This window comes from Streptomyces sp. NBC_00028 (genome assembly GCF_045041065.1).
GTDB lineage: Bacteria > Actinomycetota > Actinomycetes > Streptomycetales > Streptomycetaceae > Streptomyces.
Genome location: NZ_CP108293.1, coordinates 1,983,353 through 2,008,744, shown reverse-complemented (window position 1 = coordinate 2,008,744; position 25,392 = coordinate 1,983,353). Strand labels below are relative to the sequence as shown.

Below are 25,392 nucleotides of genomic sequence, written 5' to 3'. Positions count from 1 at the left end.
GTGGCTTCTCGCCGTGTGCCGGTCGGCCGTCGGCGGTGAGCGCGTGATCAGGGTGGCCCTCGTCGACGACCAGGCCCTGATGCGGGCCGGGTTCCGGGCGCTCCTCGACGCCGAGGACGGCATCGAGGTGGTGGGGGAGGCGGCGGACGGGGAGCGGGGCGTGGAGCTGGTCCGCGCGCAGGTGCCGGACATCGCGCTGATCGACGTACAGATGCCGGTGATGACGGGCATCGAGGCGACGCGTCGCATCGCGGCGGACCCGTCGCTCGCGACCGTCCGGGTCGTGATCCTCACCAACTACGGCGTGGACGAGTACGTCTTCGAGGCGCTGCGGGCGGGTGCGAGCGGCTTCCTCCTCAAGGACACGGAACCGGCGGAGCTGTTGCAGGCGATCGAGGTGGTGGCTAAGGGGGAAGCCCTGCTGTCCCCGTCCATCACCCGCACCCTCATCGGCGAGTTCGTCTCCCGCCCACCCGACCGCGCCACCGCCCCCGGCCTGGAATGCCTCACCCGCCGCGAACTCGAGGTCACGGCCCTCGCCGCGCGCGGACTCAGCAACGAGGAGATCGCCGCGCACATGGTGATCAGCCCGTTCACGGCGAAGACGCATGTGAGCCGGGCGATGACGAAGTTGGGGGCGCGGGATCGGGCCCAACTTGTAGTGTTCGCCTATGAGTCGGGGCTGGTGACGGCACGGGGACAGTGAGCGTCGGGCGGCCGGTTCGAAAGCGAGGGCGTCGGACGAACGTCCCTTGGACCAGTGCCTTGCCGACGTGGCCGCTTGTGACCTGTACATCTGCGTCGTCGCCTGGCGGTACGGCTTCGTTCCCGAGGGGCGGACCGAGTCGATCACCGAGCTCGAGTACCGGCAGGCCGTCGCGTCGGGCAGGCCGAGGCTCGTCTTCCTGCTCGACCAGGAAGCACAAGTCTTCGACGCCCACCGCTGGGTCAGGCTGGCGGTCATCGCCGGGGCGAAGCAGGACCGCCGGCTGACAGAGATCCCGCTGACCGACGCGTTCGTCCCGCAGCCGGTGCAAGGAGGGACTCTCCTCGAGCCGGCACCGACGCTGGTCGAGTACATCGCCGCCAACGTGAGCCGCAGATACGGCCTGGACGTCGATGTCGAGACTGTCAAAGCCGTTCTCGGCGAGGCCGAGGGCTGCCGGATCGTGGTCACGTCTCGCATCGCGGGATACGAGTCAGGGCGAGCGCCGTCTTGGCACCGAGGTTCATCGAGCTGTTGCTGCCGTCGGCGCTGCCGTAGTGGCGACGTACGATCGCACCGCAACCTCGCTTCCCTGTAACTCGTCGTGAGGACCCCCGTGTTCACCACCCGCCCCACCCTCCAGGGCACCTTCGGCATGGTCTCCTCCACGCACTGGCTGGCGTCACAGTCGGCGATGGCGGTGTTGGAAGACGGCGGGAACGCCTACGACGCCGCCGTGGCGGGGGCGTTCGTGTTGCATGTCGTCGAGCCGCACCTCAACGGGCCCGCAGGTGAGGTGCCCATTCTGGTGGCGCCTGCCGGTGGGGACGTGCGTGTGCTGTGCGGGCAGGGAGTTGCTCCCGCCGGGGCCACCGTCGCGCACTACAAGGCGCTCGGGCTCGACCTCGTACCCGGTACCGGGCCCCTCGCCGCAGCCGTGCCCGGTGCCTTTGATGCTTGGATGCTGCTGCTTCGGGACTATGGGACCAAGTCGCTCGCCGATGTCCTCAAGTACGCCATCGGGTACGCCGAAGACGGGCACGCGCCCGTCGAGAACGTCGGGGCGACCGTCGAGACCGTGCGGGAGTTGTTCGAGACGGAGTGGACCTCGTCGGCGGAGGTGTATCTGCCGGGTGGGAAGGCTCCGAGGGTCGGTGAGCTGTTCCGGAATCCTGCCCTCGCCGCCACCTGGAAGCGGCTCCTCGGGGAAGTCGACGGTGCCGGGGACCGGGGCGCGCAGATCGAGGCCGCGCGGGAGGTGTGGCGTAGCGGGTTCATCGGCGAAGCCCTCGTGCGGCAGGCCGCGCGGCCCACCATGGACACCAGTGGTGAGCGGCATGCCGGGACGCTCACCGCCGATGATCTCGCCCAGTGGTCCGCCACCTACGAGGCGCCGGCGACGTACGACTGGAACGGGTGGACCCTGTGCAAGGCCGGGCCCTGGAGTCAGGGGCCGGTGCTGTTGCAGCAGCTCGCCCTGTTGCCGACGGAGCTTCCCGCGTACGGGTCCGCCGAGTACGTGCATCTGCTCATCGAGGGGTGCAAGCTCGCCATGGCCGATCGGGAGGCCTGGTACGGGGATGCCGATGAGGTGCCGCTCGGGGAGTTGCTGGCGGACGGGTACAACGCCGGGCGGCGGGGGCTGGTAGGGGAGGAGGCGTCGTACGAGTTGCGGCCCGGGAGCCCTGGAGGGCGGGCTCCTCGGCTGTGTGCGCAGGCGCATGTCGTGGTGTCGGATGAGCCGGGGTTCAGTCCCATGGGCGTCGGCGAGCCGACCGTCGCGAAGCCGCCCACCTCGCCCGTGCCGGGTGAGCCCGGTGTCGGGGCCGATGGGTCCACGCGGGGCGACACCTGTCACCTCGACGTCGTCGACCGGTGGGGGAACATGGTCGCCGCCACGCCCAGTGGAGGCTGGCTCCAGTCCAACCCCGTCGTACCCGAGCTCGGCTTCCCGCTCGGGACCCGGCTTCAGATGACCTGGCTGGAGGAGGGGCTGCCGAACTCGCTCACGCCGGGGCGACGGCCCCGTACCACGCTCACTCCCTCCGTCGCGCTGCGTGACGGGGTTCCTGTGATGGCGTTCGGTACGCCCGGCGGGGATCAGCAGGACCAGTGGCAGCTGCACTTCTTCCTTGCCGTCGCGCTGCGGTCGGCGGTGCGGGGCGGGCTTGATCTCCAGGGGGCGATCGACGCTCCCAACTGGCACAACGACAGCTTTCCGGGCTCCTTCTACCCGCGCGGCATGCGGCCGGGGAGTGTCACGGTCGAGGCGCGCATGGACGCGGGCGTGGTGGCGGAGCTGCGGCGGCGTGGACATGACGTGACCGTCGGTGACGCCTGGTCCGAGGGGCGGCTGTGCGCGGTCGCCCGGGACCCAGAGACCGGGGTGCTGTCGGCGGCCGCCAATCCGCGCGGGATGCAGGGGTACGCCGTGGGCCGATGAGCTCCCGGGCCGAGCCGGCACCCCAGCCGAGCTCCCGGGCCGAGCCGGCGCCCCAGCAGCCGGCACTCCAGCCGAGCTCCCGGGCCGAAACCCGTGCCCGCACCCTCCGCGAGTTCATCCCGATTCCACCCGGCATCCACCCGCCGGGTAGGGATTGTCAGTGGCGCGTGCTCTCATGGAGCCATGATCGAAGAGACGGAAACCATCGACGAGTTTCTCGCCCGGCACTCCTCCGACGTGGAGGAGGCGGTCCGCAAGGCCGCCGCGGCCGAGATCATGCCCCGCTTCCGCCGGCTCGCCGCCCATGAGGTCGACGAGAAGAGCGGACCGCATGACCTGGTGACCGACGCCGACCGGCTCGCCGAGCAGTATCTGACCGAGGTGCTGGGCGCGCTTCTGCCCGGTTCGGTCGTGGTCGGCGAGGAGGCGGTGCACGCCAACCCGGCGTCGTACGAGGCGATACAGGGCGACGCCCCGGTGTGGATCGTGGACCCGGTCGACGGGACGCGGCAGTTCGTGCACGGCGACCCCGGCTTCTCCACGCTGATCGCGCTGGCGCAGGGCGGTGTCGTGCGCGCCTCGTGGACATACGCCCCGGCGCTCGACCAACTGGCCACGGCGGTACGGGGGCAGGGCGCGTTCCTCGACGGGGAGCGGCTGCACGCCGGGCCGCCCGAGCCCGGCCGTGACCTCGAAGTGGCCACCTCCCACCCGGACTACACGACGGACGAGCAGAAGCGCGCCCTGCGCGGACTGTGGACGGACGGACTCGCACCGCGTCCCTGCGGCTCGGCCGGACTGGAGTATCTGGCCATCGCCCGCGGGCAGTTGGACGCGACCGCCTTCTCCTGGGAGGCCGCCTGGGACCACGCCGCGGGGCTGCTCCTCGTGGAGGAGGCGGGCGGTGCCCACCTCACCCGCTCCGGCGAGCCGTTCCGCATCACCGGGGGCAACGCCCTGCCGTTCACCGCCGCCCGGGACACCGCGACCGCGCGGCGCATAGCGGCGGTGCTGGCAGGCACCGTCTGAAGTCCAGCGGGGCACCAGCGGCCCAGGGTCTGATATCGAGCGGCGGCCCCCGGTTCGGTTGCTGAGCGGAAGCCCCTGGCCGGTTGCTGAGCGGCAGCCCATGGTCATGGGTCATCGGCCAGGGACCGGCGGCCGACGCCCGCACGCCGACCGGTGGGGACCGTCGGGCACCCTCGGCCGTCGAACTCCCCCCGCGGCCCGGCGCTGTCGGTGCCCCGTCATATCCTGATCCAGTGGCCATCGGCTGACGAAGGAGTCCGAAGGTGCCGTCGATGCTCGATGCGGTCGTGGTGGGTGCGGGGCCGAACGGACTGACGGCTGCCGTGGAGCTGGCCCGCCGCGGCTTCTCCGTGGCCGTTTTCGAGGCGCGGGACACCGTCGGCGGAGGAGCCCGCACCGAGGAGCTCACCCTTCCCGGTTTCCGGCACGACCCGTGCAGCGCGGCGCACCCCCTGGGGATCAACTCCCCGGCGTTCCGCGCCCTGCCCCTGGAGCGGTACGGACTGGAGTGGCTCCAGCCCGAGCTGCCCATGGCCCATCCTTTCACCGACGGCACCGCCGCCGTGCTGTCCCGGTCGGTCGCCGAGACGGCCGCCTCGTTCGGGGCCCGCGACGCGGGGGCGTACCGCAGGCTGGTCGAGCCGTTCCTGCCCAAGTGGGACACCCTGGCCCGTGACTTCATGTCGCTGCCCCTGACCGCCCTGCCCCGCGACCCGGTGACGCTCGCCCGGTTCGGGCTCGTCGGGCTGCCGCCGTCGACCTGGCTGATGCGCCGCTTCCGTGACGAGCGGGCCAAGGCCCTGTTCTCCGGTCTCGTCGCCCATGTCATGGCGCCGCTCTCCGGCTTCGCCACCGGCGCCATCGGCCTGGTCTTCGCGCTCGCCGCGCACGCCAGGGGCTGGCCCGTCGCGCGTGGCGGCTCCCAGTCGATCTCCGACGCGCTCGCCGCGTACCTCAAGGACCTCGGCGGCGCCGTCCACACGGACTACGAGGTCAAGCGCCTCGACGACCTGCCGCCCGCGCGCGCGTACGTCTTCGACACCTCGCCCACCGCGCTGGCCCGGATCGCCGGCCTCGGCCGCTACTACGACGGCTACCGGTACGGCCCGGGCGTCTTCAAGGTCGACTACGCGCTCGACGGCCCGGTGCCCTGGACCGCGCCGGAGGCCCGCGTCGCCGGGACCGTGCAGATCGGCGCGAGCAGTGCGGAGATCGGCACCGCCCTGCGCGCCGCGTCCCGCGAGGGCCGGGCCCCCGACAAGCCGTTCATGATCACCGTGCAGCCGAGTGTGGTCGACCCGACCCGGGCGCCCGAGGGCAAGCAGGTGTTCTGGGCCTATGGGCACGTCCCCAGCGGCTGGGACGGCGACCTCACCGACGCCCTCGAACGCCAACTGGAGCGTTTCGCCCCGGGGTTCCGCGACCGGGTGCTGGCCCGCGCCACCGCAGGCCCGCCCGAACTCGCCGCCCGCAACGCCAACTACGTCGGCGGCGACATCGGTTCCGGCGCGGTCACCGGCCTCCAGATCCTGCTGCGCCCCAAGCTCTCCCTGTCCCCGTACGGCACTCCGCATCCGGCCGTCTTCATCTGCTCCTCGGCCACTCCGCCGGGCCCCGGGGTGCACGGCATGTCCGGCCACAACGCGGCGAAGGCGGTCTGGCGGCGGCTGCGACAGCAGCAGGCGTGAGCCCGCTGCGACGGACGCAGAGGCATACCGTTCCGTTGCTTCCGGCTGACCAAATCCGTTGTCTCCTTTGTCACTTCTCTTACTCAGGATCAGACTCGCTGAAAGTTCAAACATGGCGAGTACTGTGCGCTTATGAAAGATCGGACAGTGGTCCTCCGCTTTGGATCCCGGTCTGCGGTGCGCCTCGCCGACCTCGCCCGACTCGTCCGGGCACCGGCCGCGCTGAGCGTCCCCGGTGACGTGATCGCAGGAGCAGTCTGCGCAGGACGGCCGTCAACCCCCCGTACCCTCGCGGCCATCGGCTCCTCCGTCTGCCTCTACTGGGCCGGCATGGCCCTCAACGACTACGCCGACGCCACCGTCGACGCCGTGGAACGCCCCCAGCGCCCCATCCCCTCGGGCCACGTCCCCCGCCGCACCGCGCTCGCCGTCGCCGGTGGCCTCACCGTCGCCGGGCTCGGCCTCGCCGCCGTCGCGGGCGGACGACGCAGTCTGCTGGGAGCGCTTCCGCTGGCGGGGCTGATCTGGGCGTACGACCTCAAGCTCAAGTCGACCCCGGCGGGCGCGGCGGCCATGGCGGGGGCCCGCACCCTGAACGTCCTGTCCGGCGCCCTGGTGCCGGGCGCCGACCCCGCCCCGGCCGGGGACAAGCTCCGCCGCGCCGCCGTACCGGCCGCCCTGGTCGGCATCCCGGTACGAGGACGCCCGGGCGGTGCTGGCCGACCCCCGCTTCAGCGCCGACGCCACCCGCAAGGGCTTCCCCGGCCTCAGCCCGTTCGCGCCGCCGCGCGGTCCCGGACAGTTCTTCGTGATGGACCCACCCGACCACACCCGGCTGCGGCGCACCCTGATCCCCGACTTCACCTTCCGCCGGATCGAGCGACTGCGCCCCGCCATCGCCGCTGTCTGCGCCGACCTCCTCGACACGATGACCGCCGACGGCGCCACCGAGGCCGACCTGGTGGCCGCCTATGCGCTGCCGCAGCCGACGCGGGTGATCTGCGCCCTGCTCGGAGTGCCGTACGACGACCATGCCTTCCTCCACCAAACAGGTGCGCGTCCTCACCGACTTCGCCTCCGGCCGCCGGGACCTGATGACGGCCGCACGCCAGGCCCTGTACGGCTACCTCGGTGAACTCCTGGCCGCCCGTACCCGGGAGCCCGCCGACGACCTCGTCTCCCGTCTCGCGACCGAGCGGGTGGCGACCGGCGAGATCAGCCCCGAGGAGGCGGTCGGGGTCGCGGCCCTGCTGTTGATCGCGGGGCACGAGACCACCGCCAACGTGTTCCCGCTGGCCGTCGTCACCCTGCTGCGCCACCCCGAACAGCTCGCCGCGCTGCGGGCCGACGCCGGGCTGTGGCCGTCCGCGGTGGAGGAGCTGCTGCGTTATCTGACGGTCGCCCACCAGGGGATGCGGCGGATCGCGACCGAGGACGTCGAGCTGGGCGGCGTACGGATCAGGTCGGGGGAGGGGGTGGTCGTGGCGTTGCAGGCGGCCAACCGGGACCCGTCGGTGTACGAGGACCCGGACGCGTTCGACGTGGGCCGGGACACGAGCGGGCAGCTGGCCTTCGGGCACGGTCTGCACCAGTGCGTCGGTTAGTCCCTCGCCCGCGCGGAACTCCAGATCGGGCTGCCGGTCCTCTTCGACCGGCTGCCCGGGCTGAAACTCGCGGCGCCGGCGGAGGAACTGCCCGTGTCGCGGTCCGCCATCCATGGGCTGGGAGCGCTGCCCGTGACCTGGTGAGGCCCCGCGGGACGCCGGGAGGGCTGGCAGAGTGGGCCCATGACCACGATCACGCTCGTCCAGGGCGACATCACGCGCGAGAGCGTCGACGCGATCGTCAACGCGGCGAACTCCTCCCTCCTCGGCGGGGGAGGAGTGGACGGCGCCATCCACCGGCGCGGCGGCCCGGCGATCCTGGAGGAGTGCCGGGCGCTGCGTGCCGCGCGGTACGGCAAGGGACTGCCGACCGGGCAGGCGGTCGCCACCACGGCCGGTGAGCTGGACGCCCGATGGGTGATCCACACGGTGGGTCCGGTGTTCAGCCGCAGCGAGGACCGCTCCGACCTGCTGGCCTCCTGCTATCGGGAGTCACTGCGGGTCGCCGACGAGCTGGGCGCCCGAACGGTGGCGTTTCCCGCCGTCTCCGCCGGGATCTACGGGTGGCCGATGGAGGATGCCGCCCGGATCGCGGTGGAGACGGTCCTGGCCACGGAAACGGCGGTGGCGGAGGTTCGGTTCGTACTCTTCGACGAACGGGCTTATGACGCGTTCGCCGTGCAGGTGGGCTGAGGGAGCCGCTGTTCGGTGTGCGCCGACCTTTGCAGGTCTTCGTGGGCGCCGGCCGGCCGGTCAGTGGCTTTCCGGCGGGCACGCAGAGTGGCCCCGTGGCGCAGGCGCTCGCTGATCTGGGCTTCGTAGCCGTGGCCCGGGACCACGTGGGTCATCTCCTCCCGCATGTGATCGAGGGGCGTGCGGTCGTCGTGTCGGTCGAGTACCGGTTGGCGCCGGATCACCCCGATCCCGCGCCGGTCGAGGACTGTTACGCGGGGCTGGTGTGGATGGCGAGGAACGCGGCCGAACTCGCTATCGACCCCGAGCGGCTCCTGATCGCCGGAGTCAGCGGCGGCGGCGGTCTCGCGGCGGGGACCGCGCTGCTCGCCCGCGGTCGCGGCCGATGTGGGTCAGACCGTGGCGTGGATCGCCGGGCGGGGGCGGTTCGACGTACTGCACATCCAACTGCCACTGCTCGGAGGTGACGGCTGCGCAGAGCGCGGCCTGGACGGGTACCGCCGTCCGGGATAAGGTCCTGGCCCACCGTGAACGCGGAGGCATCGGAAGCCAGGTACACGACGGCCTCCGTGATCTCCTCGGGCTTGCCCAGGCGTCCCAGCGGGATGCCGGAGCTGATCGCCTCCAGAACCGCCGCCTGCTGCTCGGGATCCTCGATTCCCAGCTTGTGGTGCAGCGGGGTGTCCACCGGGCCGGGGCTGATCGCGTTGAACCGGATGCCGTGCGAGGTGAGCAGGGGCACCAGGGCCTGGGTGAGGAAGAAGACGCTCTTGACATTGATGTCGAGGAGCCGGTCGTAGCTGTCCTCCGTGTGGTCCTCGAAGGGCCGCCAGTCCGAGACACCGGCGTTCAGGAACGCCACGTCCAGCCCGCCGAAGTGCTCACGCACCCGCTCCGCCAGGCCGCGCTGCGCATCGAGATCGCGTGCGTCGGCCTGCGCACACCGGCACCTCGTCCCCGAGAATCTGCCGCGCCTTCTCGATGCTGGCCGGGGTGACCCCCGTGACCAGCACCTGAGCCCCTTCGGCGACGAATCGCCGCGCGGTCTCCAGACCGATCCCGCTCGTGCCGCCGGTGATGAGGGCGCGCTTGCCCGCAAGACGATTCATGTGTCTGTGCCTTGCCGAGAGCGAAGGTGAGTTGATGGACTCACCTCCGGAAACGCAATCCACCGCCACCCGGATGGCAAGTCGATCCACTTACCTTCGCTCGTCGCCCATATCCGCGGGGGTCCATCGCCGGCCTACGGCGACGCGGCCCGCCCAGACCGGACGGTCAGCGGCTGATCACGTCAGCGGAGGTGCGGGCACCGCCGGAACCGCTCCGCCGAGCAGGCCCGTGATGAGGTCGAGGACCGGCGACAGGAGCCCCGTCACCGCGCCCAGCACTCCGCCGAGGTCCAGCGAGGTCAGCGAGCTGAGCAGGCCGTTGACCGCGGACTGGACCTGGGCGACGAGGTCGTCCACGGGGTCCGCGGCCCGGGTCGGCACCGCTCGGTCCGCGGGGGCGTCCAGGGCCCGCAGCCGCTCCTGGACGGTGGTGCTCCAGGTGCGGAGCTCCTCCGCGTACGAGGTGGCCGCGGCCGGGTCGAGCCTCGTGCCCTCCGCCGTCAGCGATTCCAGCGAGTCCAGCAGTGGTTCCGTGGCGGCGTCGGCCCGCGCGGCGGACTCGGCGATGCTGAGGCCCGGCACATCCCGGCCCACGTCGCCTACGGCGGCAGCGGTGCCGGCCTGGCCGAAGACGAGCGCGGCGCAGACGAGGGGCGGCACGAGAAGGCCGCGGGAGACAAGGGCGCGCATGAAGATCCTTTCGAAGCGCTTGAAGTACAGTCCTTGCGCCCACCGTGAGAACGGGTCAGATGCCCCGCAAACCGATCAAGCGGCCCCCGCCGCGCCGCACGCTCGCCGTGCGGCGACCCTGACCAGGCCCTTTCGCCCCGCACACAGGCCCATCCGGGTACGGCGACCCGTTCGCCCGTCAGGGTGCGGGTTCAGCCGGACCCGGGCACCGCGTCCCCGTCGAGTACCTCGCCGCAGGCACCCCGCGACATGCGCTCCGTGCGGACCGGCCCGATCATGGAACCCCCTGTCCCGGAGAACGGGAGGTGCCCTTGGGGACGGACCCCCCGCTCCCGCGGACCCTGCTGTCCGCGGACGTCGAGGCGCTGCTGGCGGGCGCGGACCCGGAGCTGGGGCGGGAGTACCGGATGCTGCGGGACATCGTGGAGGGCGGGTCGGCGGCCGTCGCCGTCCTCGACACCCGGCTGCGCTATGTATACGTCAACCCCCATATGGCCCGGATCAACGGCGTCCCGGTGAGCGAGCACCTGGGCCGCACCCTCACCGAGGTCATGCCCGGCGTGGAGCGGCCCGTCGAGGTGCCGTGGGCCGTGCTGCGCGACGGCCGCCCCCGTGACGTCGTCGTCGCCGGCACCATGGGCACCGGCGAGCACAGCGAGCCCCGGGAGTGGCAGTGCACCTTCCACCGGCGCCATGACGAGCGGGGCGAGGTCGTCGGCCTGGTGGCCGTCGGGGTGGAGGTCACCGAGCCGCGCCGCTACGTCACCGAGCTGGAGCGGGCCCACGGCCGGATGGCCATGCTGCACACGGCCGCCCTGCGCATCGGCACCACACTCGACCTGGAGACGACCTGCCGGGAACTCGTCGACTTCGTGGTGCGCGACCTCGCGGACGGCGCCTCCGTCGACCTGGTGGTCGAGGACGACCCGGCCGACCCCGTGCCGCACGGCGTCGTACGGCTGCGGCGCGCCGCCGTCAGCAGAAGCCCGGAGCTGGCCGAGCGGCTCGGCCGTCCGCCCATCCTCGACGAGGTCAACGAGCACGGCCCCACGTCCCCCGTGCGCCGCGTCCTGGAACGCGGCCGTCCGCTGCTGACGAGCGTGCCCGGCAGACGGCCGCCGGGGCTGCGCGGGCCGTACGCCGACCGGCTGGCGGAGTACCGGGCCGCCGGCATCCACTCCGGGCTGGTCGTGCCCCTGACCACCGACTCCCGGAGCGTGGGCGTCCTCGCCATGGTCCGGGCGGGCTCCTCGCCGGCCTTCACCATGGAGGACGGCGTGGTCGCCCAGGAACTCGCCGGCCGCGCCTCCCGCGCCCTCGAGCGCGCCCGGCACTACGCCCGCGAGCACACCATGGCGCTGGAACTCCAGCGGGCCCTGCTCAGCGAACCGACCCTCCCGCACCCTGACCTGGAGACCGCCTCCCGCTATCTGCCCGCCGACGACAGCGCGGTGGTCGGCGGCGACTGGTACGACTCGCTGGCCCTCCCGCAGGGCCGGAACCTGCTCGTCATCGGCGATGTGATGGGCCACGGCGTGGAGGCCGCCGTCGCGATGAGCCACTACCGGTCCATGCTCAGGGCCCTCGCCTCCTCCTCGGGCCTGCCGCTGCACGAGATGCTCCACGCCGCCGACCGCATGATCGCGGCGTCCGGCTTCGACCGCGTCGCCACCTGTCTGCTCGCCCTCGGCGACCCGGCGACCGACACCATCAGCTACGCCAACGCCGGCCACCTGCCCCCGCTGCGGATCAGCGCCGAGGGCCATGTAGAACTGGTCCCGCTCCCGGCCGGCCCGCCCCTCGGCACCGGCCTGGGCGCCTACGAGACCGTCACCCGCCCCGGCCAGCCCGGCGGCACCCTGCTCCTCTACACCGACGGCCTGGTGGAACGCCGCGACGAGGACATCGACACGTCCCTCAGCCGCCTGACCGACCTGCGTCTGCCGCCCGGCGGCGGCCTCGACGAGATCCTCGACGGCATCCTGGCGCACGCGGCGACGGGGTCCGTGCACGACGACATCGCGCTGCTGGCGGCCAGGCCGTGTCCGTAAAGTCCCGTCGTCCGCCCGGAGGGCGCACCTGACGCCGCCCGGCAGGCGGGACTTTGCGGACACGGCCTTAGGGCACGCGGGGTGCCGGGAGCGGGATTTCAGGACGTCCCGGTCCGCTGAGCCGCCGCCCGCCGCCGTACCCCCAGCGCCAGCCCCAGAGCGGCCAGCAGCACCGCGAGCACCGCGTACCCGTACGTCAGCGTCGCCGCCACGGCCACCCCCGCGACGAGCAACGGACCGCCCGCGTCGCCCAGTTCACGCCCGAGCTCGGCCGCGCCCATGGTCTGCCCCAGCCGCTCCGGCGGGGTCGACGAGGCCAGCGCGGCGAAGCCCAGCGGGGTGATGAGTCCGGTGCCCGCGCCGACCAGCGCGGCGGCGAGCAGAATGCCCGTGAGTCCCGGCAGCATCGCGCAGGCCAGCCCCGCCGCCGCGAGCAGCAGCCCGACGGTCAGCCCGCCCCGAGCGGTGATCCGCCCGGAGTCCAACGCCCGCCCCGCCCGCGGCTGGACGACCGCCGCACACGCGGCCAGCACCGACACCGCCGCCCCGGTCGCCACCGTCCCCAGCCCGGCCACCGACCCCGACACCGGCAGGAACCCGACGCCCACCGACAGCGCGGCGGTCGCTCCGGCCAGCGCGGCCGTCGGCACCAGGAACGCCGGATCGGCCAGCCGCCGCGCCAGGTCCACCACCGTCTGCCGGGCCCGGGGCAGCGGCGGTACGACGGGGACGGCGACCAGCGCCCACACCGCCACCGCCACGCCCAGCAGCGCCAGCACCGTGAACAGCAGCCGCAGCCCGCCCGCCCACACCAGCACCCCGCCGAGCAGCGGACCCAGCGTGTAGCCGACGGACTTGTAGAAGCCGTAACTCCCGAACGCCCGCCCGTGCTTGGCCGCCGGATTCAACCGGGCCACCAGCGCCGACGCGGCGGGGGAGAAGGCGGAGGCCGCCGCGCCCTGGCCGAGTCGCGCGGCCCACAGCCATCCCGGGCTGTCGGCGCGGGCGTACAGCGCGGACGCCACGGCGAACGCCACCAGGCCGCCCAGCAGCACCGGCCGCGCCCCGATCCGGTCGGCGATCGTGCCGAACACCGGCTTCAGCAGGACCTCGGCACCGTCGTACAGGGCCAGCAGCCCGCCCAGGACGAGCAGGGAGGTGACGGCGTCGTCGGTGTCGGCGCCCAGGTTCGCGGCGATGCCGTGCGCGCCGAACGCGGTGGTGAACCCGGCCGCGTAGAGCGGCCACATGCGGCGCGCGGGAGCCGTCTCAGTCGGCGGTGTCACTGAGGCCAAGGCGCAGGTGCTCCACGTGATAGACGGCCTGGTCGAGGAGTTCGGCGACATGGTGGTCGTGCAGCGTGTAGACGACCGAGCGGCCGCGTCGCTCGCCGACCACCAGACCGAGGTTGCGCAGCAGCCTCAGCTGGTGCGAGCACGCCGACTGCTCCATCCCCACCTCGGCGGCCAACTCCGTCGCGGGCAGCGGCCCTTCGCGCAGACGCGCCAGGATCAGCAGCCGGGAGGGCGTCGACAGGGCCTGGAGCGTGGTGGCGACCTTCGCGACATTGCCCGCGTCGAGGCGTACGCGCTCCTCGGCGGTGCTGGTGACGGCTCCATGACCCATGCGGGGTATCTTACCCACCGCACATGAACAGATGAATGAGTCTTCATGTGTTCCTGTATGGTGGCTGGGTGTCAGCGACTCTTGCCCCCACCCGCACCCCTGCCCCCACCCGCACCGCGCCCCATCGCCGCACCCGCGTCCTCGCCCTCCCCGAGGCCCGCTGGGCGCTCGCCGCGACGGCCGCGTTCCTGGTGGCCCTCGCCCTGGACCTGTCCGGCGCCCCCGCCTGGGCGTACGGGCCGCTGTACGCCGTCGCCTATGTCACCGGCGGCTGGGAGCCCGCACTCGAAGGACTGCGGGCGCTGCGCGAGAAGACGCTCGACGTCGACCTGCTGATGATCGTCGCGGCCGTCGGTGCCGCCGCCATCGGCCAGGTCCTCGACGGGGCGCTGCTGATCGTCATCTTCGCCACCTCAGGCGCCCTGGAGGCCCTGGCCACCGCCCGCACCGCGGACTCCGTGCGCGGCCTGCTCGACCTCGCGCCCACGACCGCGACCCGACTGGACGACGCGGGCGCGGAGACCGTCGTCCCGGCCGCCGAACTCGCCGTCGGCGATGTGCTGTTGGTCCGCCCGGGGGAGCGGATCGGCGCCGACGGGCGGGTGCTGGACGGGGTCAGCGAGGCCGACCAGGCGACCATCACCGGTGAACCCCTCCCCGTGGTCAAGCGCCCCGGCGACGAGGTCTTCGCCGGCACCCTCAACGGCACCGGCGCGCTGCGCGTCCGCGTCACGCGCGACCCCGCCGACTCCGTCATCGCCCGCATCGTGACCCTGGTCGAGGAGGCGTCCCGCACCAAGGCGCCGACGCAGCTGTTCATCGAGCGGATCGAGCAGCGCTACGCCGTCGCGATCGTGGCCGCCACACTCGCCGTCTTCGCCGTGCCGCTCGCCTTCGGCGCCGACCTCACCGGTGCCCTGCTCCGCGCGATGACCTTCATGATCGTCGCCTCGCCGTGCGCGGTCGTCCTCGCGACGATGCCGCCCCTGCTGTCCGCCATCGCCAACGCCGGCCGGCACGGAGTGCTGGTCAAGTCGGCGGTCGCGATGGAGCGGTTGGGGGAGATCGACACGGCCGCGTTCGACAAGACCGGGACGCTGACGGAGGGGGCGCCGGAGGTGACGGCGGTACGTCCGACACCGGACTCCGGGCTCGACGAGGACGCGCTGCTCGGGTTGGCCGCGGCGGCCGAGCTGCCCAGTGAGCATCCGCTGGCCCGGGCGATCGTGGCGGCGGCGCGCACACGGGACCTGCGGATCGCACGCGCCGAGGACTTCACCGCCGTCCCGGGGCAGGGCGTCACCGCCACCGTCGAGGGCCGGTCGGTGAGCGTGGGCCGGGCGGAGACCGCCGACAGCGACGCCACCGTCGTCCGGGTCACCCGTGACGGCGTCCCCGTCGGCACCCTCGCCCTCACCGACCGCCTGCGCCCCGCCGCCCCCGCCACCACCGCCGCCCTCACCGCTCTGACCGGTACCCCTCCCACCCTCCTGACCGGCGACAACGCCCGCGCCGCCGCCCGCGTCGCCGAGGCCGCCGGGCTCACCGACGTCCGTGCCGGACTGCTCCCCGAGGGCAAGGTGAACGCCGTACGGGAGATGCAGGACGCCGGTCGCAAGGTGCTGTTCATCGGCGACGGCGTCAACGACGCGCCCGCGCTCGCCGCCGCCCACTCCGGGGTCGCGATGGGTCGCGTGGGCTCCGACCTGGCGCTGGAGACCGCCGACGCGGTCGTGGTGCGCGACGAGCTGAGCGCCGTACCGGCGGTCGTACGGCTGTCCCGGGCCGCCCGCCGCCTGGTCGTGCAGAATCTCGTCATCGCGGGAACCTTCATCACCGTCCTGGTGGTGTGGGACCTGGTGGGACACCTGCCCCTGCCGCTCGGCGTCGCGGGCCACGAGGGCTCCACCGTCCTCGTCGGCCTGAACGGGCTGCGGCTGCTGCGGGAGTCGGCCTGGCGATCCGGCCAGGTCCAGCCAGTGCGACGTTGATGTCGGATTCCCGCCAGCCGACCCTCCTGCGCTGCACCATGCTGGACCTATGCAGAAGGGGATGCACACCGACACCGAGCGCTGCGTGCGCGCCGTCCAGTCCAAGGACGCCCGGTTCGACGGGTGGTTCTTCACGGCGGTCCTGACGACCCGGATCTACTGCCGGCCCAGCTGCCCGGCCGTGCCGCCCAAGCCCGCGAACATGACGTTCTACCCGAGCGCGGCCGGTTGCCAGCAGGCCGGGTTCCGGGCCTGCAAGCGGTGCCGCCCGGACACCAGCCCCGGGTCCCCCGAGTGGAACCAGCGCGCCGACCTGGTCGCCCGGGCGATGCGGCTGATCGCCGACGGGGTCGTGGACCGCGAGGGCGTCCCGGGACTGGCCGTGCGGCTCGGCTACAGCACCCGGCAGGTCGAACGCCAGCTCCTCGCCGAGCTGGGCGCGGGCCCGCTCGCGCTGGCCCGCGCCCAACGCGCCCAGACGGCACGGCTGTTGATCGAGACGACGGCCCTGCCGATGGCGGACATCGCGTTCGCCGCCGGTTTCTCCTCCATCCGCACCTTCAACGACACCGTGCGTGAGGTCTTCGCGCTCTCACCGAGCGAGCTGCGGGCGCGGGTGCCGCGCGGGAACGCGGGCGCGGTGACCCCCGGGGTTCTCACGCTCCGGCTGCCGTTCCGCGCCCCCCTCAACCCCGAGAACCTCTTCGGCCACCTCGCGGCGACCGCCGTGCCCGGGGTGGAGGAGTGGCGGGACGGTGCCTACCGCCGCACGCTGCGACTGCCGTACGGCCACGGCATCGTGGCGCTCACCCCGAACCCCGACCACATCGCCTGCCGCCTCACCCTCAGCGACCTGCGCGATCTGACGGTCGCCATCAGCCGTTGCCGCCGGATGCTCGACCTGGACGCCGATCCGGTGGCGATCGACGACCAGTTGCGCACGGACCCGGTGCTGGCGCCGCTGGTCGCGAAGGCACCCGGGCGGCGGGTGCCGCGGACGGTGGACGAGGCGGAGTTCGCGGTCCGGGCGGTCCTGGGCCAGCAGGTCTCGACCGCCGCCGCCCGCACCCACGCGGCCCGCCTGGTGACGGTCCACGGCGACCCGGTGGACGACCCCGAGGGCGGCCTCACCCACCTCTTCCCGTCCCCGGAGCAACTGGCCGCCCTGGACCCCGAGTCACTCGCGATGCCCCGCACCCGGCGCACGACCTTCACCACCCTCGTCGGCCAACTGGCCGACGGCGCGCTGAACCTGGGCGTGGAGAGCGACTGGACGGAGACCCGTGCCCGCCTCCTCGCCCTGCCCGGCTTCGGCCCCTGGACGGCCGACGTCATCGCGATGCGCGCCCTCGGCGACCCCGACGCCTTCGTCCCCACCGACCTCGGCATCCGCAAGGCCGCCCAGGAACTGGGACTGCCCTCGACGCCGGCGGCGCTGACCGCGCGGGCGGCGGCCTGGCGGCCGTGGCGGGCGTACGCGGTCCAGTACCTGTGGGCGACCGACAGCCACCCGATCAACTTCCTTCCGGTATAAGGACGTTCCGTGACCTCTGTTCCCGCTCTGAAGCAGCACACCGTGATCGACAGCCCGTACGGCCCGCTGACCCTGGTCGCGACGGACGGCACCCTGAGCAACCTCTACATGACCGACCAGCGCCACCGCCCCGCGCAGGAGACGTTCGGAGCCCGCGACGACCGCCCCTTCGGCGAGGCCGTGGACCAGCTGGAGGCCTATTTCGCCTCGGAGCTGAAGGAGTTCACCCTCGAACTCCACCTGCACGGAACCCCGTTCCAGCGCAGCGTCTGGGAACAGCTCCTCCGCATCCCGTACGGCGAGACCCGCTCCTACGGCGACCTCGCCGCAGCCCTCGGCAACCCCGGCGCCTCCCGCGCGGTCGGCCTCGCCAACGGCAAGAACCCGGTCAGCATCATCGTCCCCTGCCACCGCGTCGTAGGCTCCAACGGCAGCCTGACCGGCTACGGCGGCGGCCTGGAACGCAAGCAGCGCCTGCTGGACTTCGAACAGGGGGCGGCGCTGTTCTGACGGGTGACTACTCCCTCAGTCCGCGCAGCAGTTCCGGCAGGGCGGTCCCTATCGGTTCTCGGATGATCTCGTCGGCGCGGTCGTCGTACGGGGTCGGCTCGGCGTTGACGATGATCAGGCGGGCGCCGTGGTCGGCGGCGACGCCGGCGAGGTCGGCGGCGGGCTGGACCTGGAGGCTGCTGCCGACGGCGATGAATATCTGGCAGGCCTTGGTGATCGCGGCGGCCTCACCGAGCACCACCGGGTCGAGGCGCTCGCCGAACATCACCGTCGCGGACTTGAGGATCCCACCGCACGCGAGACACGCCGGGTCGTCCTCCCCGGCGTCGATCCGCGCGAGGGCGTCCTCCATGGGCCCGCGCGCATGGCACCGCGTGCACACCACCTGCCGTGCGGCGCCGTGCAGTTCGAGGACCTTGCGGGCCGGTATTCCGGCGAGCTGGTGCAGCCCGTCCACATTCTGTGTGATCACCCGCACGGGCACCCCGGACTTCTCCAGCTCGGCCACCGCGAAATGCGCCGCGTTGGGCTGTGCCGCGAGCGCCTGATTTTCTTTCCGCAGGAGCCATGAACGCCGCCGGATTTCCGGGTCGTTCATGTAGTAGTCGTACGTCACGAGCTTTTCCGCCTCGGGATCCCGACGCCACAGACCGTTGGGGCCGCGATAGTCCGGAATCCCGGAGTCGGTGGAAATACCTGCGCCGCTGAGAAGGGCCACGAGGGGCTTGTTCATGCGGCCGAGGGTAGATCGACGGAGTCGGGCGGAGCCAACGGTTATCGGCCGTCGCCCTCGTCCGTCTCGTCGTCCTTCGGCTGCACCGGACCGAACGGTTCGATCTTCGGGTTGGCGAAGGGGCCCTGGTACGACCCCCTCGCCTCCGGGGCTCCCTGGAGCCGCGCACCGGCCTCCGCGGTCACCAGCAACGCGTAGGTGCCGTTCGCCGGGTCCACGGGGACCAGGCCGTACGCCGTGTCGGCCTCGTTCTCCGTGAGGCCGAGACGGTGACGGGCGTCGTCCAGCGTCGACCCCGGCGGCAGGGTCACGGTGATGAGGACGGTGGGGCTCTCGGGAGCCATGGGTCTCCTACAGACGGGCGGTGGTCTTGCCGAGGCGGCGGACCGCGTCGACGATCGCCGGGGTGTTGATGATGCCGTACCCGTAGTCGAAGTCGTAGCCGTGACCGCCCACGTCGTGCGCGGACCGGCGGATCAGCGTACGCATCCGGGACGGCGACAGCTCCTTCACTGACACCTTGCTGCGGATCGCGGCGACGACGCCCGCCGCGACCGGACAGGCGGCCGACGTCCCCGAGTCGGGGCTGTTCTGGCCGAACGCCTTCGATCCGCTGAAGTGCGTGTACGTGGCGATGTCCGGCTTGCGCACGGCGAGCCGTCCCGGCCCCTGGGACGAGTAGCCCACCCGCGCGTCATGCGTGTCCACCCCGGCCACGGACAGCACGCTGGGATGCGAGTTCGCCCCGTTGATGGGCCGGCTCGGGAAGCCGCAGCGCCCGTCGGGGCACTCCACACCGCAGTTGCCCGCGGCGAACAGGATGTCGGCGCCGGAGACCTCCAGGGCGGCGACGATGAGGTTGAACGGGTGGGCGCGGTTGTCGGAGTAGTTGCCCGGGTGCCCCGGCGGGAAGTCCCACGTCGGCTTGAACGACCCCCAGCTGTTGCTGATGACCATCCGGCGCCGCTCGCGCGGCATCTGCTCCAGCAGCCCCCACAGGTGCGCGTACGCGGAGATCGCGTCGGAGAGCAGGCCCTCCATCACGGTGGCGCCCTGCCGCTGCGAGAGCAGCACCGGAATGTCGAGGAGCGACACCTTGCGGGCCACGATCAGCGAGTCGAACGCGCACATCGTGCCGTGGTTCACCGGGAACTGACCGAAGTTGCCGGCCACGCCCGGCGGCTTCCAACTGCGCGCCGCGTCGACCGTCACGGGCGAGCCGAGGACCGTACCGAGGTGCGCGACGTTGATGCCGGTGTCGACGATGGCCAGCGGGACGCCCGTCCCGTCCAGCCCCTCGCTCTTCAGCGCGTCCGTGACGAACCGCTGCACGTCGTGCCAGTCGCCGACCGGGGGCGTGTTGCCGCAGGTGGGCATCGTCTCGACGGCCGGGTCGGCGGAGATCCCGACGATGTCGGGGCGCTTGGCGCCCAGCATCGCCAGCCGCGCGGCGCCGTCGCGGTCCTGGATCTCGCCGCGCACCAGGACGCTCGCGTCCTCGGGAGCCAGCGAGAAGGTGAGCGGCTGGTCCAGCGACAGCGGATCGCCGTCGGAGTACGCCGGCTTGGGCTGCGGCACCGGCACCGGCACGAAGTCCGGGTCGAGCGCGAGGCCGGGCAGTGAGCCGGCGACATCCGAGGCCGGCGGAGTGCTGACGGACGGATCCACGATCGCCTGGACGAGATCGGGTTCCGGACGCATCTGAACGATTACCCGCATGACTCCCCCTGTAATTGAATCCGGCGGCAAGGAATACCCGTGCCACCGGTACCTGCGGATAAGGCGAGGACTCGCACGCTATTGGCGCGGATACAGGGGGTCCATACGCGCAAGGGCGTAGCTTCAAGAGCATATTTCCGCAGGGGAATCGACGGTAATCGACACCCGAATCAACAGGCGTCAGGAAACCCGTCGGCCGTTCTCCAGCTCCGCCGTCCCTACTCCTTCCGCGAGCACATCCAGCGCGGCCCGCACCCGGCCGCCCAGGGTGCCCAGCAGATAGTCGTCCAACTCCTCGCGCGGCACGAGCCGCCACGACAGCAGCTCCTCCTCCTGGAGCCGGATCGCCTTCAGCTCGTCCTCGCCGAGGACGCCACCGTCGTAGAGGTACGCCACCAGCGGCGGCATGCCCGGCCGGTACACCCAGTCCACCGCGAGCAGCCGGCCGAGCTCACGGTCGAGCCCGATCTCCTCAAGCGTCTCGCGGCGTGCGCCCTGACGGGGCGTCTCGCCGTCGTCCGACTCGATGGTGCCGCCCGGAAGCGCCCAGCCCTCACGGTAGTTGGGCTCGACGAGCAGCAACCGCCCCTCCCCGTCACGGAAGAGAGCGGCGGCACCGGCGAGGATGCGGGGGAGGCCGGCGAGATATGTGGCGAAGTCCTGAGCGCTGGTCATGCCAGAAGGGTAAGACGCCCCCGCGCCGATCAGTCACTCCCGATCAAGCGCACCGTCCGCTCCGCCAGTTCGCTGATCCGCACCCCGTCGAAGCCGAACACCGCACTGCGCACCGTGTCCTCCAGCGGGTCCTTCCACTGCGCCGGGATCGCCCGCGCACCGGTCAGCACCCCGGCCACCGAGCCGGCCGTTGCCCCGTTGGAGTCGGTGTCCAGACCGCCCCGGACCGTCAGCGTGACGGTCCGGGTGAAGTCGCCGTCGCCGTACAGCAGCCCGGCGGTGAGCACCGCGGCGTTCGGGACGGTGTGGATCCAGCCGAGCCCGGCGGTCTCCTCGCCCACCGTCGTCAGCGTGTCCTCCCAGGTCATCCGGGTGTCATGGAGGGACATCACCCGGCGCACGGTCCTGGCCAGCCGACTGCCCGCCGGGACGACGCCGAGCGCCTGGTCCAGGGCGTGGCGCACGGTCGCCGCGGTGAACGCCGCCGACACCAGCGCCGCCGCCCACATCGCCCCGTACACCCCGTTCCCGGTGTGTGAGAGCACCGCGTCCCGGCGGGCCAGCGAGGCCGCCCGGCGCGGGGCGCCCGGGCAGGTCCAGCCGTAGATGTCGGCGCGGATCAGCGCCCCGATCCAGTCCTGGTACGGGTTGTCGTAGGTCGCCGTCAGGGGCGGCTTCAGCCCGTTGGCGAGATTGCGGTAGGCGGCCCGCTCGGCGGTGAACGTCTGGAGGTACGGCAGCCTCAGCAGCCACAGATCACCGACCTGCTCGGTGCTGAAGGCGAAACCGTGGGTCTCCAGAAGGTCGAGGCCGAGGATGGCGTAGTCCACGTCGTCGTCACGGCAGCTGCCGTGGATCCGGCCGCGCACGCAGCTCCGCCACTCCGGGCGCAGCGCGAAACCGTCGCTCTCGCTCGGCGGCTCCGGCAGATAGTCGGTCAGCGGCAGGGCGGCGGCCTGCCGCAGATAACGGTCGATCCGGTCCCGCGTCCACAGGTCGCCCTGCTCGACCGGCTTGCCGAGCATGTTGCCCGCGATCCGGCCCAGCCAGCCCCCGAGGACGCGGTCGGCGAGCTCTGGCTCACTGCCCACAGGGGTCATAGGACCGGTTTACCCGAATACGGGGGCCCGCACAGTGGGGGCGCAGCGGCTTCTCAAGGTCCGGGCGGGGCATGACGGAGAGGGGCAGCTCCGGTTATGGTCGCAGCGGCGCGACTGGCCTGACATGCGTGAGGCCCGGAGAGCAAGGGGAATGCAAGGTGGCTTTCGCTGCAGGCAACGGTGCCCACGGGGTGCTCATCGCCGCGGACAAGTTCAAGGGATCGCTGACGGCCGTGCAGGTCGCCGAGCGGGTGACGGCCGGGCTGCGCCGGGTCGCGCCGGGCGTCGACGTGGCCGCGCTGCCCGTGGCCGACGGCGGCGACGGCACGGTGGACGCGGCGGTCGCGGCCGGTTTCGAACGGCACGAGATCAAGGTCGCCGGACCCCTCGGCCAGGAGGTGACCGCCGCCTTCGCGCTGCGCGGCGACACCGCCGTCGTGGAGATGGCCGAGGCCAGCGGGCTCCAGCGGCTGCCCAAGGGCGTCTTCGCCCCCCTCACCTCGTCCACCTACGGCTCCGGCGAGCTGCTGCGGGCCGCGCTCGACGCGGGCGCCCGCACCATCGTCTTCGGCGTCGGCGGCAGCGCCACCACCGACGGCGGCGCCGGCATGCTCACCGCGCTCGGCGCCCGGTTCCTCGACAAGGACGGCGAGCCGGTCGCCCCGGGCGGCGGCGGTCTCGCCGAGCTGGCCTCGGCCGACCTGTCCGGCCTCGACCCCCGCTTCGCCGACGTGGAGCTGGTCCTTGCCAGCGACGTCGACAACCCGCTGACCGGCCCGAAGGGCGCGCCCGCGGTCTACGGCCCGCAGAAGGGCGCCTCCCCGGACGACGTGGAGACCCTGGACGCCGCCCTCGCGCACTACGCGCGCGTGCTGGAGGACACGGTCGGCGCCAAGGCCGCCGAATACGCCGCCTCGCCCGGCGCGGGCGCGGCCGGAGGCATCGGCTACGGCGCGCTCCTCATCGGTGCCCGGTTCCGTGCCGGCATCGAGGTCATGCTCGACGTCCTCGGCTTCGCCCCCGCGCTGGAGCGGGCCGCCCTGGTCATCACCGGCGAGGGCTCCCTCGACGAGCAGACCCTGCACGGCAAGGCCCCCGCGGGCGTCGCCGCCGCGGCCCGCGCCGCCGGCAAGGAGGTCGTCGCGGTGTGCGGGCGCCTCGCCCTGCCCCCGGAGGCGCTCGGCAGGGCCGGCATCCGACGCGCGTACCCGCTCACCGAGGTCGAGCCGGACGTGGCGAAGTGCATCGCCGACGCCGGACCGATCCTGGAGCGGGTGGCGGAGCAGATCGCGCGCGACTTTCTCACCTGAGGAACTCAGCGGCGGGCCCCGGACAACCGGTACGCGTCCAGCGCCAGCGTCATCTCGATCAGGTCCCGCGGCCGGGCCAGCGACCGTGACGTCAGCTGTTCCAGGCGCCGCAGCCGGTTGAACACCGTGTTGCGGTGGCAGTACAGCCGTCCGGCGGCCCGGCCCGCAGAACCCTCGCAGGCCAGCCACACATCCAGGGTCTCAAGGAGCACGGCCCGGTCGGCGGGCTCCAGCTCAAGGAGGCCGCCGAACACGTCCGCCACCAGCCGGTCGGCCAGCTCCGGCTGACTCACCACGAGCGCCGTCGGCATGCGCTGGTCGAGGCGTACGACGGCGGTGCCGTCCGGCGGACAGGTTCGCAGCGCCAGCTCGGCCAGCCGCCGGGCCCGCCCCAGCTCGGCGAGGCCGGGCACCACCGGGCTGATCCCGCCGGGCCCCGAGCACCGCCCCTCCAGCACCCGCGCCACCCCGTCCAGGCCCTGACCGGGGCAGAGGGCCACCACCCCCACCTCGCCGTCGGCCCGCATCCGCCAGATGAACCGGAACCCGGCCCCCTGGACCGGCCGCTCGGCCGGCTCCCGCCGCTCGGCCCGCAGCACCACCACCGCGTAGGGACCGTGCTCGGGCAGATCGAGCCCGGCCGCGGCACGGGCGGCCAGCCCCGGGGTCGCCTGGCCCTCCAGCAGCGCGTCGAGCAGCGCCTGCAACTGCTCGTCCGTCCGCCGCCGCAGCTCCGCCTCCGTCGCCCGGTACGCCTCCGAGGCCGCCTCAGCCTGCGCGTCCACCGCCGACCACACCATCGTCGTGGACCGCATGAGCGCCGCCAGCCGCTCCGGCTCCCGCCCGGCCGCGCCCTCCACGAGCGCGTCCCACACCAGATAGCCGGCGTTGCGGTAGGCGTGGACCAGCAGGTCCAGGGGCAGCCCCTGCCGAGCCCGCCGCCGTCCGGCGTCCTCGGCGCACTCCAGGTCACGGCGGGGCGAGTCCCGGGGCGCGGAGATCGTCTCGATCCCGATCCGTATCGCTTCCTCGGCCTCCCGCCACTGCTGGTCGTACGGCAGCACCTGCGCGTAGACGGGCGAGTGGTCGAAGAGTTGCCTGAGGTGCTCGTCGACAAGCTCCGGCACCCGTTCCAGCAGAGCCGTGCAGGACTCCGCGAGCAGCTTCCAGTCATGACCGGTCCGCGGCCGTCGGCTCCCCATGTCCGGAGGATGCCATCGCGACCCGGCCCCGCACAGGCCCCTGACACGCAGCGTTGTGCGCGCGCACAACGGCGGCACCGGCCCGCTGGGCACCCGCAGCGACATTGCCGCGGGCCGTGGACGCGCGCTCGCACCGGTGCTGGGGTGAGCGCCACACAGAGTGAGGGCAGAAGGGAAGTCCATGGTCGGATCCGGACTCGTGGTGCGGGACCTGTCGGTCGGATACGGCCCCGTGCGCGCCCTGCGCCGGGTGTCCCTGGAGGTGCCCGAGGGCACCGTCGTGACGGTCCTCGGCTCCAACGGCGCGGGCAAGTCGACGCTGCTCCGCGCCATCAGCCGCACCCTTTCGTTCCAGGGCGGCGCGGTCACCGAGGGCGAGGTGAGCCTGGGCGGCCGACGGCTGGACCGGCTCCCGCCGGACCGGGTGGTCGCCGCCGGCGTCTGCCAAGTACCCGAAGGGCGCCGGGTGTTCGCCCGTATGACGGTCGCCGACAACCTGCGCGCGGGCGCCCTCGGCGGTGCCCGGGCGGGCCGCGCCGGCTCCCTGGCCCGCGTCCGCGAACTCTTCCCCGTCCTGGCCCAACGCGCCCACCAGCGGGCCGGGTTGCTCTCCGGCGGCGAACAGCAGATGCTCGCCGTCGCCCGCGCCCTGATGGCCGCCCCGAAGGTCCTCCTCCTGGACGAACCCTCCCTGGGCCTCGCCCCGCTCATGGCCGAGCGGATCGCCGACACCGTCCGGGAGATCAACGCCCAGGGCACCGCGGTCCTCCTCGTGGAACAGAACGCCGCCCTCGCCCTGCGCCTCGCCACGCACGCGTACGTCCTCGAAGTCGGCGAGGTCACCCTGGAGGGCCCGGCCGCGGAACTGGCCGCCTCCGACGAGGTCCGGCGCCGCTATCTGGGCGTCGTGGACGAGGACGCGGCAGCCGACGCCGACCAGGTCGTACGGCGCACGCTGACCCGGTGGAAGGGGTGAGCC

The 25,392-nt window shown here is 72.8% G+C and carries 22 protein-coding genes and 4 pseudogenes; 16 read left to right on the top strand and 10 right to left on the bottom strand.

Translation table 11 applies throughout. The annotated features are described in order from the left end of the window. The first annotated feature begins 43 nt into the window (after positions 1-43). The 10 genes and pseudogenes from OG885_RS08825 to OG885_RS08780 all read left to right on the top strand — a co-directional run. Entirely contained in the window at positions 44-706 is a 663-nt protein-coding gene (locus OG885_RS08825; RefSeq protein ID WP_399951546.1) for a response regulator, read from the top strand. A gap of 34 nt (positions 707-740) precedes the next feature. Further along, positions 741-1,304 (top strand): annotated as a pseudogene (locus OG885_RS08820) (DUF4062 domain-containing protein); the annotation flags it as partial. 18 nt (positions 1,305-1,322) lie between these two features. Further along, positions 1,323-3,149, top strand: a complete 1,827-nt coding sequence (locus tag OG885_RS08815; RefSeq protein WP_405728603.1) for a gamma-glutamyltransferase family protein — start codon at positions 1,323-1,325, stop codon at positions 3,147-3,149. A 183-nt stretch (positions 3,150-3,332) separates the two neighbouring features. Next, positions 3,333-4,178, top strand: coding sequence for an inositol monophosphatase family protein (locus OG885_RS08810; protein WP_405728600.1), 846 nt, complete (start codon positions 3,333-3,335; stop codon positions 4,176-4,178). Positions 4,179-4,450: 272 nt separating this feature from the next. Further along, entirely contained in the window at positions 4,451-5,866 is a 1,416-nt protein-coding gene (locus tag OG885_RS08805) for a phytoene desaturase family protein (RefSeq protein ID WP_405728597.1), read from the top strand. Between the two features lie 132 nt (positions 5,867-5,998). Then, positions 5,999-6,424, top strand: a pseudogene (locus tag OG885_RS08800) (UbiA family prenyltransferase); the annotation flags it as partial. Positions 6,425-6,578: 154 nt separating this feature from the next. Then, the gene (locus OG885_RS08795) at positions 6,579-7,001 is read left to right on the top strand and encodes a hypothetical protein (protein ID WP_405743195.1); all 423 of its coding nucleotides are present in this window, start codon (positions 6,579-6,581) and stop codon (positions 6,999-7,001) included. Further along, on the top strand, positions 6,898-7,470 hold the full coding sequence (locus OG885_RS08790) for a cytochrome P450 (protein WP_405728594.1): 573 nt from the start codon (positions 6,898-6,900) through the stop codon (positions 7,468-7,470). Before OG885_RS08795 ends, OG885_RS08790 begins: the two co-directional genes overlap by 104 nt. A gap of 183 nt (positions 7,471-7,653) precedes the next feature. Continuing rightward, the gene (locus OG885_RS08785) at positions 7,654-8,163 is read left to right on the top strand and encodes an O-acetyl-ADP-ribose deacetylase (protein ID WP_405728591.1); all 510 of its coding nucleotides are present in this window, start codon (positions 7,654-7,656) and stop codon (positions 8,161-8,163) included. A 95-nt stretch (positions 8,164-8,258) separates the two neighbouring features. Further along, positions 8,259-8,543: pseudogene (locus tag OG885_RS08780) on the top strand (alpha/beta hydrolase); the annotation flags it as partial. A gap of 173 nt (positions 8,544-8,716) precedes the next feature. Here the strand turns inward: OG885_RS08780 and OG885_RS08775 are convergent. Both OG885_RS08775 and OG885_RS08770 read right to left on the bottom strand, forming a co-directional pair. Beyond that, positions 8,717-9,272: pseudogene (locus OG885_RS08775) on the bottom strand (SDR family oxidoreductase); the annotation flags it as partial. A 177-nt stretch (positions 9,273-9,449) separates the two neighbouring features. After that, positions 9,450-9,962, bottom strand: coding sequence for a hypothetical protein (locus tag OG885_RS08770; protein ID WP_405728588.1), 513 nt, complete (start codon positions 9,960-9,962; stop codon positions 9,450-9,452). Positions 9,963-10,273: 311 nt separating this feature from the next. Here OG885_RS08770 and OG885_RS08765 point away from each other — a divergent pair, with 311 nt between their 5' ends. Further along, positions 10,274-12,013, top strand: a complete 1,740-nt coding sequence (locus OG885_RS08765; protein ID WP_405728585.1) for a SpoIIE family protein phosphatase — start codon at positions 10,274-10,276, stop codon at positions 12,011-12,013. Between the two features lie 98 nt (positions 12,014-12,111). Here OG885_RS08765 and OG885_RS08760 read toward each other — a convergent pair whose 3' ends face one another. Continuing rightward, positions 12,112-13,263 (bottom strand): MFS transporter, encoded by a 1,152-nt coding sequence (locus tag OG885_RS08760; RefSeq protein WP_405742657.1) that lies wholly within the window; start codon positions 13,261-13,263, stop codon positions 12,112-12,114. A gap of 19 nt (positions 13,264-13,282) precedes the next feature. After that, a complete protein-coding gene (locus tag OG885_RS08755; protein ID WP_079308492.1) occupies positions 13,283-13,639 on the bottom strand; it encodes a metalloregulator ArsR/SmtB family transcription factor in 357 nt (118 codons plus the stop codon). Positions 13,640-13,674: 35 nt separating this feature from the next. On the opposite strand from OG885_RS08755, the gene OG885_RS08750 reads away from it, so the two are divergent. The 3 genes from OG885_RS08750 to OG885_RS08740 are packed head-to-tail and all read left to right on the top strand — an operon-like array spanning position 13,675 to position 17,674. After that, positions 13,675-15,630: a heavy metal translocating P-type ATPase gene (locus tag OG885_RS08750; protein ID WP_405728581.1), complete on the top strand. Its 1,956-nt coding sequence runs from the start codon at positions 13,675-13,677 to the stop codon at positions 15,628-15,630. A gap of 49 nt (positions 15,631-15,679) precedes the next feature. After that, a complete protein-coding gene (locus tag OG885_RS08745) occupies positions 15,680-17,164 on the top strand; it encodes an AlkA N-terminal domain-containing protein (RefSeq protein ID WP_405728578.1) in 1,485 nt (494 codons plus the stop codon). Positions 17,165-17,191: 27 nt separating this feature from the next. After that, positions 17,192-17,674 (top strand): methylated-DNA--[protein]-cysteine S-methyltransferase, encoded by a 483-nt coding sequence (locus OG885_RS08740; RefSeq protein ID WP_405742655.1) that lies wholly within the window; start codon positions 17,192-17,194, stop codon positions 17,672-17,674. A 7-nt stretch (positions 17,675-17,681) separates the two neighbouring features. On the opposite strand, the gene OG885_RS08735 is transcribed toward OG885_RS08740, so the two are convergent. The 5 genes from OG885_RS08735 to OG885_RS08715 form a co-directional block, all read right to left on the bottom strand. After that, a complete protein-coding gene (locus OG885_RS08735; RefSeq protein WP_405728575.1) occupies positions 17,682-18,407 on the bottom strand; it encodes an SIR2 family NAD-dependent protein deacylase in 726 nt (241 codons plus the stop codon). A 41-nt stretch (positions 18,408-18,448) separates the two neighbouring features. Continuing rightward, positions 18,449-18,751 carry a hypothetical protein gene (locus OG885_RS08730; RefSeq protein WP_405728572.1) on the bottom strand — a complete coding sequence of 101 codons (303 nt, stop codon included), beginning with the start codon at positions 18,749-18,751 and terminating at the stop codon, positions 18,449-18,451. Between the two features lie 7 nt (positions 18,752-18,758). Then, positions 18,759-20,126 (bottom strand): S8 family peptidase, encoded by a 1,368-nt coding sequence (locus OG885_RS08725; RefSeq protein WP_405728569.1) that lies wholly within the window; start codon positions 20,124-20,126, stop codon positions 18,759-18,761. Positions 20,127-20,306: 180 nt separating this feature from the next. Then, positions 20,307-20,801 carry an NUDIX domain-containing protein gene (locus OG885_RS08720; protein WP_405728566.1) on the bottom strand — a complete coding sequence of 165 codons (495 nt, stop codon included), beginning with the start codon at positions 20,799-20,801 and terminating at the stop codon, positions 20,307-20,309. A 29-nt stretch (positions 20,802-20,830) separates the two neighbouring features. After that, complete coding sequence (locus tag OG885_RS08715; protein ID WP_405728563.1) at positions 20,831-21,901, bottom strand: ADP-ribosylglycohydrolase family protein; 1,071 nt, start codon at positions 21,899-21,901, stop codon at positions 20,831-20,833. 191 nt (positions 21,902-22,092) lie between these two features. Here OG885_RS08715 and OG885_RS08710 point away from each other — a divergent pair, with 191 nt between their 5' ends. Continuing rightward, complete coding sequence (locus OG885_RS08710) at positions 22,093-23,211, top strand: glycerate kinase (RefSeq protein ID WP_405742653.1); 1,119 nt, start codon at positions 22,093-22,095, stop codon at positions 23,209-23,211. Between the two features lie 5 nt (positions 23,212-23,216). On the opposite strand, the gene OG885_RS08705 is transcribed toward OG885_RS08710, so the two are convergent. Then, on the bottom strand, positions 23,217-24,413 hold the full coding sequence (locus tag OG885_RS08705) for a PucR family transcriptional regulator (protein WP_405728560.1): 1,197 nt from the start codon (positions 24,411-24,413) through the stop codon (positions 23,217-23,219). 181 nt (positions 24,414-24,594) lie between these two features. Here OG885_RS08705 and OG885_RS08700 point away from each other — a divergent pair, with 181 nt between their 5' ends. After that, positions 24,595-25,389: an ABC transporter ATP-binding protein gene (locus OG885_RS08700; RefSeq protein ID WP_405728557.1), complete on the top strand. Its 795-nt coding sequence runs from the start codon at positions 24,595-24,597 to the stop codon at positions 25,387-25,389. Positions 25,390-25,392 lie beyond the last annotated feature (3 nt).